Here is a 12,473-nt window from a genome sequence, read left to right on the forward strand (position 1 = left end):
TAATCCTACGGCTAGGCTTAGTGCCCGGCGTATTGGAACTGCCATCTTGCCCCAGGGGAGGAATACATCGATGAGTGAGCTTGTGCTGCGGCCGGATATCCGAACATCCGGCGGAGAAGTGTGCGATATCGTTTATCGCGACCAGTTTGTGGGTACGCTGACACTGGTGTACCGGGAGGGCGATAAAATGGCGGGGGCGCTCCAATTGGAAACCGAAGTGTTGTCCGAGCGGGAAAAAGATGTGGTGTGCGACCACGTACACCAGTACGTGCAGGGGCTGATCGACGCGATGCGCCTGAAGGAATGCGAAGTCATGGTAACCTTCAGCAACTACGATCATGTTATCGCCTCGGAGGGATCGTCTGTCGATCCCCGCATGCCTGGGGTCGACGTTGAGGAAGATTTGGACTATGAGTCCGATTGGATCGATTACGATACGAGGTTCGAGGATGAGCCCGGCGAGCAGGATGTTTATACGCTGACCGGGCTCGATCTGGCCGTAACCAGCGAAACGCGCAATACGGTGGAGTACCGTATTTATGAAGGAGAGCACTGGATCGCCGATGCTTTCGTACGGATCGACGGGAGGGAAGTGACAGGCTTCGTCGATTGGAGCGTCGAGCCGACGGAGGAAGAGATGGATGAAACGGCGGACCTGCTCGCCGGCGATTTGGAGGATCGAGAGGTCGTTTCCTTCGTCATCGATATGAAGCTGGACGGCGATATCCTCGAAACGATCGAGCTGACGCACGATGATCTGCTGGAGGACGCGGCTGACTTCGATAGCGAAGTGCCAGGAGAGAAATATAACGTTATTTTGGCGCGGGATGACGGGGATGTGCTGAGCTACGAGATTTATCAGCCATCGCGCAGCGGACTGCCGATCGGCACGGCGACGGTAGATATCAGCGACAAGCAGCTTTCCGGCTTCGTCGATTTCAGGGAGCCGGGCAGCGCCGGAGACCGGGAGGCGATCGCCATGATGCTAATGCAAGAGCTGGAGAAGGAAAAAGACTACGATCTTATCAACTTAAGCATGATGCACAAGAACCGGCTGATCGAGGAGATGTTCTTCGAGACGGAGCAGCTGCATTAAGATAAAAAGGCTGTGACGCCCTAATACGGGCGCACAGCCTTTATTTAGTGAAGCTTAAAGCCTTACGGCTTGCGGAGTCCCTTGGGGTAATGATTTTTGAGCTGGCCTCCGGACAGCTTGCCCCAGCCGATGGGGAATCCGGCTACGGCGACCAGCGTCCAACCGCCGGCGGCTTCGTCCGTATGCAGCGCTTCCCCCCGAAGATAGCGTTCCGCCGCATCGCTTTCGTCCGGCAGGTCGAATACCCTTGTCGCATACGACGCGTCGGGAAGACTCAAGGCCAAGGCATGAGCCGGCTCCAGTCTGCCCTTCTTCACTTCGCCGAGATGGAGCCCAGGGCGAAGAACCTTCAAGCCCTGAAGCCAACCTCTGTCCAGGGGACAGCCCGCCGCATGGGGCAGCCAGTAGAGCTGTTCCCCGTAAAGCACCGGCTCACCGGGGGGAAGCGCTCGTTCTTCGGGAGAAAGCGTATCGGCTGCGAAGGCTTCATACAACCGGATCGCTTCTTCCTCGGGCCGGACCGCACCCCGTTTCGGTCTGCCTTCGGGGCGCTTCGCTGCCGCGGCGGAGAGGGCGGGCCGGCCGGTGCCGGGGTCCTCTTCCAGGCGCAGCACACAGACGAAATGGCCTTCCCCCCGCTGCAGATGAGGCCAAATCCGCTCCGTCCGTTCTATCCGGAGTGAGGGATACCGCTGGAGCAGTCCGGCGATGACCTTTTCATTTTCCTTTTCGTTAAAGGTGCATGTGGAGTAGGCCAGCCGCCCGCCGGTCTTCAGCATCGCCAGGGCGCTGTCCAGAATATCCGACTGCCTCGCAGCGCACATGGTGACGTGGTCCGGAGACCACTCGTCCATTGCTTCCGGATCTTTGCGGAACATGCCTTCGCCGGAGCATGGAGCGTCGACCATGATTTTATCGAAGAAGCGGGGGAAGCGCTCCTCCAACTGCGGAGGCGAGGCGCTGGTCACGATCGCGTTGCGGATGCCGAACCGTTCGATATTCTCGGACAGGATGCGCGCCCTTGCCGGATGGATTTCGTTCGAGACGAGAAGCCCTGCTCCGCGGAGCTTGCCCGCGATATGCGTAGATTTGCCCCCGGGAGCCCCCGCCAAATCGAGCACGATGTCGCCCGGCTCCGGTGCCAGCAGTTCTACAGCCGACATGGCTGACGGCTCCTGGATATAGTAAAGCCCTGCGGCGTGGAAAGGATGCTTGCCAGGGCGTGAGGCTTCGTCATAATAGAAGCCGGTGTCACACCAAGGGACGGGCTCCAGGCCGAACCGTGATTTCAGCTCCAGCCGATCTAAACCTTTTTCGAGGAGGCCCGTTTTCAGCGGATTCAGCCGCAGTCCCTGCGTTCTCGGAGCATCGTAGCTGGCGAGAAAAGCGGCCGACTCCGCGCCAAGCTGCCGGCGCATTTGTTCAACATAAGATGGGGGTAACGTAATCATCATCTATCCGGCTCCATTGTCGAATTTTTTCGCATAATCGAATTCCTACCCATTATACAGGTTTCACCATATTGTGAGAAGCGAACCAGCCGTGATATAATAGTTTGGTCTTTTTGGGGAGAGGTGAATCGAGAGTGGAATACGAAATCCCAAATAAAGTACAAACGTTGGGTGTCGATATACAGAAAAACCAATTGAAGTATCACGATCGCGAAGTACTTGTATCCAAGGAATTCACCTTCGATAGTGCGCACCACTTGCACTGCTATGAAGGGAAATGCAAGAACCTGCATGGGCATACTTACAAGGTTCAGGTAATCATGCGCGGGAAGGTTGACGAACGCGGCATTTCGATCGACTTCGGAGACATAAAGCGAATCGCGAAAGCCCGCATTATAGACAAGCTGGACCATCGTTATCTGAACGAGGTGCTTCCGCCGATGAATACAACGGCTGAGAACATGGTCGTCTGGATGTACGAGCAGCTTCGGGAAGGCTTGCTCGAAGAGCAGTTGTTTCCGCAGATCCGGGTGGAGGAAGTTCGTCTGTGGGAGACGCCGACCAGTTATGCTGCGGTTACCGCCAGGCTGATGGGAGATGATCCGGCATGAACGAGGCGCCCATCATGAATAAGGCGGAGCGCGATGGCATTAAGCTGCCGATGGTGGAAATCTTCGAAACGGTCGAAGGCGAAGGGACTCGCGCCGGGTTTCCGACAGTATTCGTCCGGTTGTTCGGCTGCAATTTGCGCTGTACCTGGTGCGATACCAAGTATAGCTACCCTCCGGCCGAAGCGGAGTTTGTCATGGCGATCGGCGACATCGTGCGGGAAACGGCGAAATTCCGTTCCACCCACTTGTGTCTTACAGGCGGCGAGCCTCTGCTGTACGGCGACCGCTCGGCGGCGCTGATTGAAGCGTTGGCCGAAACCGGTCGGCTCACAGACCTGCACATCGAGACGAACGGAGCGATCGATTTGGAACCTTTCCTGTCTAGGATTGATTCGCCGATCGTCCGCTATGTGATGGATTATAAGCTGCCGGACTCGGGAGAAGAGGACAAGATGGTCATGTCGAATTTCCCGCTGCTTCGAGGGCAGGACGAGGTGAAATTCGTCATCGGCAGCGAGCGCGATTTTATGGCGGCGAAGGAAGTGCTGGAGGCGAATCCGACAAAGGCCCTGCCGCTGTTCAGCCCGGTATGGGAAACGATGCCGCCGGAGAAGCTGGTGCGGCTGATGCTGGAGCACGGACTATCCCATGTGAAGCTGAACATGCAGCTGCACAAGATCATATGGGACCCGGCGGCGCGCGGCGTGTAAACGCTGGGCGCAAGCCGGGCTTTTTTGGCATAAATGAATCGGCTAAAGAACGGTTGATAAAGAAAGGGATGGACGCATATGAAAAAAGCGGTTGTCATTTTGAGCGGCGGCTTGGATAGTACGACCTGCATGGGCATAGCCCGCGACAAAGGCTACGAGCTGTACCCTATAACCTTCGACTACGGTCAACGCCATAAGTCGGAGATTGAGAACGCCCGCCAAGTGGCGGCGCATTACGGTGTTCAGGATCGTCATAAGGTGATCTCGCTCGGCTTCCTGAAGGATTTCGGCGGAAGCGCCTTAACAGACGAATCGATCGACGTGCCGCCGGCCGGGGAGAGCGGTCCTGTGGATTCGGATATTCCCGTTACCTATGTTCCTGGACGGAACCTGCTGTTCCTGTCGATAGCGACATCCTATGCGGAGGTTACGGGAGCCGAAGCGATTTATATCGGCGTGAACGCAATGGATTACAGCGGATACCCTGATTGCCGTCCGGAATTTATCCACAAAGTCGAGGAAGTGATGGCGCTCGCCACCCGCGTCGGCGTGGAAGGCGGACCGCTGCACATCGAGACGCCGCTAATTATGTGGACGAAAGCGGAAATCATTCAAGAAGGGCTGCGGCTCGGCGTTCCTTATGAGCTCACCACCTCCTGCTACAACGGACAAGCCGAGGCTTGCGGAGAATGCGACAGCTGCCGTTTGCGGCTGAAGGGCTTCGCGGAAGCAGGCTCGAGCGACCCGATTCCTTATAAGCAAAAATAATGTTAAATCGAACCGGAAAATCCCGGCGGGCAGATTCGCCCGTTGGGGATTGCCGGTTTTTTTATCCGGCCGAATCAACGCCTTGACGGTACTTGAAACCAGAATGTACTGCCACGGCCCTTTGGGCTAATGATGCCGATCCGGCCTCCATGCTGTTTGATGAGTGTGTTGGCAATTACAAGCCCTAGGCTAGATCCGCCGTTGGGGCTGTAATGAACTTTCGATTAATTCAAGAGACGCGATGTTCATTCATAGGGTTCTCAAGGTGCTATAGGGTGTCGGGGCGCTGGAAGAGGGGCGTTAGTGAACCTGGACTCACTAGAAGTGACCCCAGGTTCAGTAAACCAGGACAGCGGGCGCGGTATGGGGCTGTAGTGAACAATCGGGTACTTTTAGCGCCCCCAGGTTCATTAGTAGGGTCCTGAGGTTCATTATTGCCTTTACGAGTAGTTTAGGCAAGCTAAACCGAGATAGTGAGATCTGAGGATCAACACGGGTGCAAGTAGAGTATCTAGCAGACTTGGATTCAATGGAAACGAGGTTAGGTCCGCTAAACCAGGGTTACAAGGGTTTGAAGTTCACTTCGGTAGTGGAATTAATATAGGTAGTGGAGCTAGCGGAGTTAATGTAGGTAGTAGAGCTAGTGGAGGTAATAGAGGTAATATAGGTAGTGGAGTTAGTAGTGCTAGTGGAGTTAATGGAGTTAATGGAGTAGAGCGCATGAGCTAACCAAACTTCACACTTGAAAAGACTTGGATACATAAGGCCGGCTTACAAAGCTAACGGCACGAAAAGGCAGCCTCCGAGGGCTGCCTTCTAACAGCGGAAAACCGTTGGCACCCGACTAGCCAATTCCAATGCAAGCAGCCGGATTTCCAAGCTCAGACGTATTCTCCCCAGGGGCTGCCGGCTTCGTCCTCAATTGCCCCAAGCTGAGCTCATTCTAACGCATCCGACACTAGCGGGATGGTTAGACCGTCCATGCTAACGGCGTTCTTTTCCCGTCGATAGGCGGCCAGCGCATCATCGCTCTTCCGGGCTGCCCATTCTTTTAGCGTATCGCGGTCGCCGTCGTAGGAATAATAAGGTACGCTGAAGCCGCAGGAGGTTTTGACGGCGTGGAGCTGTACGGCAACGATTTGGCGGGCGCCGGGGATGTCGGGGAAGCGGGGCCTCAGCCGTTCCCAGTCCGGTGAGCCGGGGAGATACACGCTCCCCTTACCGTACAGCCTGAGAATCATCGGGGCTCCCTCCATGGCCATGAACATGAGCGTGATCCTTCCGTTCTCTTGCACATGCGCGCTCGTTTCGTTGCCGCTGCCGGTCAAATCCAAATAAGCGACTTCCGCGGCGGAAAGAATTCGAAACGCATCGTAGCCTTTGGGTGAAAGATTCACATGTCCTTCCCCGGCCAGCGGAGCCGACGCAACGAAAAACATCCGCTGCTTCTCTATAAACGCCACATGCTCCGGACCCAGCTCAGAGAACAATTTCCCCATACCCGTACCTCCCTGTCATGGTCAATAACGGTACCTGCCGGAGTCATCCGCAGGGGAAGACTCCTCCTTAAGTCCTTCCATGCGGCGTTTATCCGGCCAGAACAGCACTGTCAGCATCCGTTCGATCCATTCCTTGTCCTGCCGGGTCAGCTCCAAGCCATCGAACACCAGCTCATTCTCGCGTAAAAAACGGCGCAAATTGATCCGGGGTTTATCGGCTTTTGCCGTATCGGTCTCCGGGGACTTTTCCAAGTAGCCTGCAATCGCCATAAGCTCCGTATAAGGTATGTTCAAGCCTTCCGATAGCTTCATCAGCACCTCGGGCGAAGGAACGCCGCGGTTGCCGTTCTCCAGCTGCGAGATGTAAGCGGCGGATACGCCGGAGCGGTCGGCCAGCTCACGTATCGTAAAGCCTTTTAGCTTGCGCATGTCTTTGAGCTGCTCGTAAAAATCCAACCTTAACACCTTCATTCTTGGTTGTAAATCAAGCGACCGGACTGACAAATAAAGTAAACAAGGGTTAATGTTTTTATACTAGCAGTAAACATTCGCAAGTTCAATTGGTAATTCGATATACTAAAGTAAACTTATGATATTGCTTTTGTAAATAATGTGGGATATAATGGAAATAGGAAATAAGCCCCAGCATGGAGGGATCGTCATGGTGAAAATCACAGCCAAACAAAACGCTATCGTCAAAGCGAGGATTATAAAAGGATTAACGCAAAGAGAGCTCGCGAACCTTACGGGGTTAAGCTACGCCTACATCAGCCTGCTGGAGAGGTCCGTGAAGCCGGTGGGGCCCGCTACGGCCAAGAAGCTCAGCGATCTGCTGAACCATCCGATGGAGGAGTTGTTCATCATAGAGTGAAGCAGGTGTTCCTCTTAAGAAGAACACTTGCTTGCGTGACGATAGGATTGAGGTCGGCCGGCACTATGATGCGACCACTTTGTTTTTGCCCGACGTCTTGGCTTGATACATGGCTTCGTCGGCTTTTTTGATCAGCTCGTCCGCTCCGAGACCTTTCTTGTAAGAGCTGTATCCCATGCTTACCGTGACGATGGTTTCCTCTTGCACCCGGGCCCGAATCCGCTCCGCCAGCTCCCCCGCGCTCTCATCAGGATCGGTCACCAGCACGACCATTTCTTCTCCGCCATAGCGCCCGCAGAGCCCGCTGTCTTCCGCCTCTTCTTTCATAATGTGAGCAACCTGCTTCAATACCTGATCGCCCATATGATGCCCTTTCGTGTCGTTAAGCTTCTTAAAGTTATCAATGTCGCTGAAAATGATCGATACCGGAGTCTGCTGATTGATGCACTGCTGAACCCTGTTATAAAAATATTTACGGTTGTACAGCTTCGTTAGACCGTCCGTTATGGACGAATTGTAAATCGCCTGCATGATTTCGATGACCCGCTCGAAGATAAACAGGAACAGAACAATGTGAAATACGAATGGAACCGTTTGCTCCAGCAAACCGAGGTAGCGCTGCTTGCCGTCGAATAAATACACGTTGGCCATATGTACGATATGCCCCGCAAAATAAACGGTCAGCATCAGCTGATATTTGCCGTTCTGGCCGATGCGGGGATTGACCAGGAGAAAGCTCAGGAACAGTAGCAGGAACAAGTAGAGCTCCAAGCCAAGTGGCTTCAGCAGCCTCATTTGTTCTTCGCTGCCCTCCAGCCAGTTCGGCGCATACCAATAGGTCATCGAGACGAGCGCCGTAATGCCGCCGAAAAACGCGAATACGACGAAATCTCTTGTTCGGGTGGCGTTGTACAACTGGTACAGACCGATATTTACCAAAACGAAAGCCAGCACCTTCACCAGCAGGGCAGTGAAAACGGCGGTATCGTCAATGCTTGGAGAAAGTGCTTGCCGGATCAGCTGTCCGTACTGGACCAGCAAAATAATTAAAGAGACGATCATGGATAAATAGCCGATCTTGCGGCGGTTCATGAGAAGCCGGAAGGATACGAGCGAAGTCATCAAAATAATGACCATCAGCATGCCGTATATAAATACGGAGCCGTAGGGGCCGAACACGAAATCGGAAAACGTTGGCGTCGTCATAAAGATAGGAAAGCCTCCACAGTGGCAGGGTCATAATAAGTTTTTCGGAAGATGTTGCCTTTCATTATAGCAAACATATATTCGATTCGTGAAGTCTTGTCGTCCATTGCCAGAACTGATAGGATGATATTAACAAGCCTTGCCGGCGACCGAGTCATGCCCTGTTCCGGCAAGCGCGGACGATTCTAGGAGGACTTCATGCGTATACTTCAAGCTTTGTTTTTTCCCCCGGAGCAGCCGGGCGGGGTTTCCTCGATGGTTCCCTTCATGATCGACCGCTTCAATAAAAGAGGCTGGGAAATGGAGCTGTTCTCGCTTCCCAAGCGCATACGCGGTAAAGGAACGGAAGAGGTGCGCTTCTCGACGTTCGACTGGGAGAAGTACGCCGGAAACAAAGTGGTCGATAAATATATCCAAACCTTTAAGGACTACGTCTGGTGGACCCGCATGCGGATTACCAAGACGTACGATTTGATACATGCTCATCATCCGATCGCGGGACTAGTGATGAAAAAGCTGTTCCCGGACACACCTGTCATCATGACGATGCATTCCAGCTATGAACGCGAGCTGATGCTGAACGGCAAGATTGAGGAAGGAGGCCAGGAGCAAACGTTCCTGACCTCCTTGTACCGGGAGCTGGAGGATCAGGTGGATCAAATCACGACGGTATCCAACTCCTTCAAGAATTACCTGGCCGAATTCGTGCAGGAGCCGGAGCGGATCGGCGTCATTCCGAACGGCTTCGATGAGAAAAGGTTCCGTCCCGTGCATCACGAGAACAAGATGCCTCAGCTCATAACGGTGTGCCGACTCGTTCCGGCCAAAGGGCTTGACGTGCTGCTGAAAGCGTGCGCAGAGCTCAAGAAAAAGGGCCACCCGTTCGTGCTGCATATTATCGGGGACGGGCCGATCCGCACCGAGCTTGAGGAGCTGGCGGCATCGCTCGGCATCTATGACGACACGATTTTTTACGGTTACATGCTCCATCCTGAAGACTTCATGCCTTTCTTCGATGTGTTCGTGCTGCCTTCCCGCGCGGAAGCTTTCGGTTCGGTGTTCGCGGAGGCTTCGCTGTGCGGATTGGCGGTGGTCGGCACGAATGTCGGCGGTATCGCAGAACAGATCGAACACGGCAGCAACGGTCTGCTCGTACCGGTGGACGACGTGCCTGCTCTGGCGCTGGCGCTCGAGAAGGTGGCTAGCGATCCGATGTACCGTTACCAGCTTGCGCGGGTCGCCTTGGAGAAGGCGCTGAAATCTTATTCGATGACGACGGTCGTGCAGCAGCTGAGGAGCATGTACCGGACGTACCGGAAAGAAGCGAAGGAATAGTACGGAGGAGACGCAAATGAAAGCATTTCGGTTTATTCATGCGGCGGACCTGCATCTGGACAGCCCGTACCGAGGGATCGCATCGCTCCCGGACCGGCTGCGGGAGCAGGTCCGTTCCTCTGCTTTCGGAGCGGTGAACCGGCTCGTGGAGCTGGCGGTGCGGGAGCGGGTCGATTTTGTCGTCATTGCGGGCGACGTGTACGATACGAAGGATCGTTCTTTGCGGGCGCAGCTTAAATTTCAAGGAGCGCTTGAAGCGTTGGCGGGTCAAGGGATACCCGCCTTTGTCATTCATGGAAACCACGATCCGGTACAAGGCGGCTATACGGCGCATTTGCGCTGGCCTGAGTCGGTTGTTACTTTCGGCTGGGAGGAAGTGGAAAGCGTCGTCGTCAAGGGACGGGATGAAGAGCCGATCGCCCGAGTATCTGGCATTTCGTTCCGGACGGCATCGGTTACGGACAACCTCTCGGCCGGATTCCGGAACTGGAACGACGGATTGTACCATATCGGACTCCTGCACAGCAATGTGGACGGAGACCCGCAGCACGACAACTATGCGCCGTGCCGCAAGCAGGAACTGCTGCAGCGCGGCGTCGATTATTGGGCGCTCGGGCATATCCATACGCGCGCTATTTTGCACGAGCGTCCATGGATCGTCTATCCGGGGAATATACAGGGCCGGCATTTTCGGGAGACCGGGGCGCGAGGCTGTTATCTGGCGGATGTCTCGTCCTCCGGCGATACGTCCTTGGCGTTTCATTCGCTCGACGAGGTGCGCTGGATTGAGGGCTCAGTCGACATCTCGTCCTTATCGACCGAGCAGGAGCTGAAGGAGGCGCTGGAGGATGCGGTGGAGACGCTGCGCGAAGACGCGGCTGGACGTCCGGCTCTGGCGCGGCTGCGGCTGACAGGCCGCGGACCGCTGCACGCGGCGCTGCGGCGCGAAGGCTCGGCGGGAGAGCTGGCGGCAAGGCTTCGGGAGCAGGAACGGCTGGAGGCGGATGCCGGCATCGTGTGGGTTGATGCGATCGAGGACCGTACCGGCGCGCCGGTGGACCGGGAACGGTTGAACGGGCAGCCGGGCTTCCTGGGAGACCTGCTGCGTCTCTCGCAGGAGATCGGGGCTGACCCGGATGAGTGGGCCGGGCTCAAGGAGGAAGCGTTCGCCGCGGTAAAGGCGCAGCCTCAGCTGCAAGCTCTGCTAAACGAACTGAACGATGAAGAGCTGCGGGAATGGCTGCAGGAGGCCGAAGAGCTGGTGATCGATATGTTGGCCGGGGAGGCAGAAATGGGGATGAAGCCTTGAACATCAAACAGATCCATATCGGGGGCTTCGGTTCTCTGAAGAACAAGGGGCTGCACCTAATTGCTCCGGCTTCGCTTGTGTACGGTCCGAATGAAGCGGGGAAAAGCACGCTGCTCGGATTTATCCGGGCTGTGCTGTTCGGATTTCCGCCGCGCGGCTCCGCAGAACGCTTCGCGCCGGGGGACGGCAGCGCCCATGGAGGAGCCATCGTGCTTGAGGATGCATCGGGAAACACCGTCCGGATCGAGCGATGGGACGCGGAGCCGGACGGACGGGGACGCGCGCCTGCGGCGGGAAGTGTGCGCGTAAGGTTCGCGGACAGGTCGATCGGGGGAGAGCGGGAGCTGTCCGAGCTGCTCTCCGGCGTTACCCCCGAGCTGTTCCGCAGTCTGTTTGCTTTCGGACTGACGGAGCTGCAGGAGCTGCGCACGCTGCAGCATGGCGAGATCAGCGGCTACCTGTATGGAGCTGGACTCGGGGCCAGCGGTCTCGGCCTGCGCTCGGCCGAACGGAAGCTGGCCGGCGAGCTTGAGCAGCTGTACAAGCCGAGAGGGCGTACGCCCCGGATCAACCGCGAGCTGCAGGAGCTGGGCGCAGCGGAGAACGAGCTGCGCTACAGTTTGGCCCAGGCGGGACGCTATGATGCGCTGCGTGAGGACGAGACACGGCTCGCCGGCGAGCTTGCCGCTATGGAAGTGGGGGCCGGCACGCTTCGAAAGGAAGCGGATCGGCTGAAGCGCGTTTGGAAAGCCCGGCCGCACCGGCTGCGCTGCCGGGAGCTGCGGACGGAGCTTGAAGGGCTTCCGGAGCTGACGGATTGGCCGGAGGATGCGCTTAGCCGCTGGGAGCAGCTGCAGAGCGAGCTCGAACGGCTGCAGGTCGAGCAGTCCCGGATCCGGTTAGAGGCCGATTCGGTTACGACCGCACTCGTGAAGGCGCAGGAAGCGTCGGAGGCTGAGGGAGACGTGCTCGCGGATCGCGCCGAGCTGGAGCATCTCTCGGAGCGGTACGCCGCCTACGAGGATACCGGGAGACTGATCGTAGAGGCCGAGACGGAGGAGCGTCAGCTTGATCAGGAGCTGCGCCAGCAGCTTCGGCGGATCCAGCCGGAGTGGACGGAATCGACGCTGGAGGCGCTGCCGTCTCTTGTCATGCTGCGGGAGCAGGCGGCGGGCTTCCGGGAGGAGTGGCGGGATTGGCAGCGGGAGGACTCACTGCTTGCGGCGGAAACCGCCCGGCTGGAGCTGGAAGCGGCCGGCGCGGCTGTAGGGGATGCGAGCAGCATGTCCGGCCCGGAAGGCGGCCTCGACCCGCAGCAGGGACTCGAGCTGCTGCGGCGCGGGCGCAAGCTGTACTACGCCTGGCGCGAAGCCGCGCGCGAGGCGGAGCTCGCCGCCGGCGCCGCCGCGGGTCCGCGCTCGCGCAGCGCCGGCCGCGGGCAGCGCTCCGACGCCTCGCGGCTGCCGCTCGCGGCGCTGCTCGCGCTGACGCTGCTCGTGCCCGCGGCGCTTGCGCTGCTGCGCCAGCCGGCGGCGGCGCTCACGGCGCTGCTGCTGCTCGCCGCGGGCAGCGCCGCCTGGCTGCTCGCGAGCCGCAGCCGCAGCACCGCCGGCGCCG

Annotated in this window: 12 protein-coding genes and 1 pseudogene; 8 read left to right on the forward strand and 5 right to left on the reverse strand. The window is 57.2% G+C overall.

From position 1 onward, the window contains the following. Positions 1–70 precede the first annotated feature (70 nt). Positions 71–1,096 (forward strand): hypothetical protein, encoded by a 1,026-nt coding sequence (locus tag O9H85_RS06685; RefSeq protein ID WP_269880504.1) that lies wholly within the window; start codon positions 71–73, stop codon positions 1,094–1,096. Between the two features lie 62 nt (positions 1,097–1,158). Here the strand turns inward: O9H85_RS06685 and O9H85_RS06690 are convergent, their stop codons facing one another. After that, the gene (locus O9H85_RS06690) at positions 1,159–2,547 is read right to left on the reverse strand and encodes an RsmB/NOP family class I SAM-dependent RNA methyltransferase (RefSeq protein ID WP_269880544.1); all 1,389 of its coding nucleotides are present in this window, start codon (positions 2,545–2,547) and stop codon (positions 1,159–1,161) included. A 134-nt stretch (positions 2,548–2,681) separates the two neighbouring features. On the opposite strand from O9H85_RS06690, the gene queD reads away from it, so the two are divergent. The 3 genes from queD to queC all read left to right on the forward strand — a co-directional run bounded on the left by queD (position 2,682) and on the right by queC (position 4,636). Further along, positions 2,682–3,158: a 6-carboxytetrahydropterin synthase QueD gene (queD, locus tag O9H85_RS06695; protein ID WP_269880505.1), complete on the forward strand. Its 477-nt coding sequence runs from the start codon at positions 2,682–2,684 to the stop codon at positions 3,156–3,158. After that, positions 3,155–3,868: a 7-carboxy-7-deazaguanine synthase QueE gene (locus O9H85_RS06700; protein ID WP_269880506.1), complete on the forward strand. Its 714-nt coding sequence runs from the start codon at positions 3,155–3,157 to the stop codon at positions 3,866–3,868. Before queD ends, O9H85_RS06700 begins: the two co-directional genes overlap by 4 nt. A 78-nt stretch (positions 3,869–3,946) precedes the next feature. Beyond that, positions 3,947–4,636 (forward strand): 7-cyano-7-deazaguanine synthase QueC, encoded by a 690-nt coding sequence (gene queC / locus O9H85_RS06705; protein ID WP_269880508.1) that lies wholly within the window; start codon positions 3,947–3,949, stop codon positions 4,634–4,636. Positions 4,637–4,710: 74 nt separating this feature from the next. Here queC and O9H85_RS37700 read toward each other — a convergent pair. The 3 genes and pseudogenes from O9H85_RS37700 to O9H85_RS06715 form a co-directional block, all read right to left on the reverse strand. Continuing rightward, positions 4,711–4,827 (reverse strand): annotated as a pseudogene (locus tag O9H85_RS37700) (ATP-binding protein); the annotation flags it as partial. Between the two features lie 747 nt (positions 4,828–5,574). Beyond that, the gene (locus O9H85_RS06710; protein ID WP_269880509.1) at positions 5,575–6,135 is read right to left on the reverse strand and encodes a pyridoxamine 5'-phosphate oxidase family protein; all 561 of its coding nucleotides are present in this window, start codon (positions 6,133–6,135) and stop codon (positions 5,575–5,577) included. Positions 6,136–6,156: 21 nt separating this feature from the next. Next, positions 6,157–6,591, reverse strand: coding sequence for a helix-turn-helix domain-containing protein (locus O9H85_RS06715; RefSeq protein ID WP_269880510.1), 435 nt, complete (start codon positions 6,589–6,591; stop codon positions 6,157–6,159). Positions 6,592–6,796: 205 nt separating this feature from the next. Here O9H85_RS06715 and O9H85_RS06720 point away from each other — a divergent pair, with 205 nt between their 5' ends. Next, the gene (locus tag O9H85_RS06720) at positions 6,797–7,006 is read left to right on the forward strand and encodes a helix-turn-helix domain-containing protein (RefSeq protein WP_269880511.1); all 210 of its coding nucleotides are present in this window, start codon (positions 6,797–6,799) and stop codon (positions 7,004–7,006) included. A 63-nt stretch (positions 7,007–7,069) separates the two neighbouring features. Here the strand turns inward: O9H85_RS06720 and O9H85_RS06725 are convergent, their stop codons facing one another. Then, positions 7,070–8,212: a GGDEF domain-containing protein gene (locus O9H85_RS06725; protein ID WP_269880512.1), complete on the reverse strand. Its 1,143-nt coding sequence runs from the start codon at positions 8,210–8,212 to the stop codon at positions 7,070–7,072. Between the two features lie 198 nt (positions 8,213–8,410). Here O9H85_RS06725 and O9H85_RS06730 point away from each other — a divergent pair, with 198 nt between their 5' ends. From O9H85_RS06730 to O9H85_RS06740, 3 genes are all read left to right on the forward strand, one after another. Continuing rightward, the gene (locus O9H85_RS06730; protein WP_269880513.1) at positions 8,411–9,547 is read left to right on the forward strand and encodes a glycosyltransferase family 4 protein; all 1,137 of its coding nucleotides are present in this window, start codon (positions 8,411–8,413) and stop codon (positions 9,545–9,547) included. Between the two features lie 16 nt (positions 9,548–9,563). After that, complete coding sequence (locus O9H85_RS06735) at positions 9,564–10,856, forward strand: metallophosphoesterase family protein (protein ID WP_269880514.1); 1,293 nt, start codon at positions 9,564–9,566, stop codon at positions 10,854–10,856. After that, positions 10,853–12,473, forward strand: a 1,621-nt coding sequence (locus O9H85_RS06740) for an AAA family ATPase (RefSeq protein WP_269880515.1), incomplete at its 3' end; no start/stop codon positions are given. The genes O9H85_RS06735 and O9H85_RS06740, both read left to right, overlap by 4 nt.

This window comes from Paenibacillus gyeongsangnamensis (assembly GCF_027533625.1).
GTDB lineage: Bacteria > Bacillota > Bacilli > Paenibacillales > NBRC-103111 > Paenibacillus_G > Paenibacillus_G gyeongsangnamensis.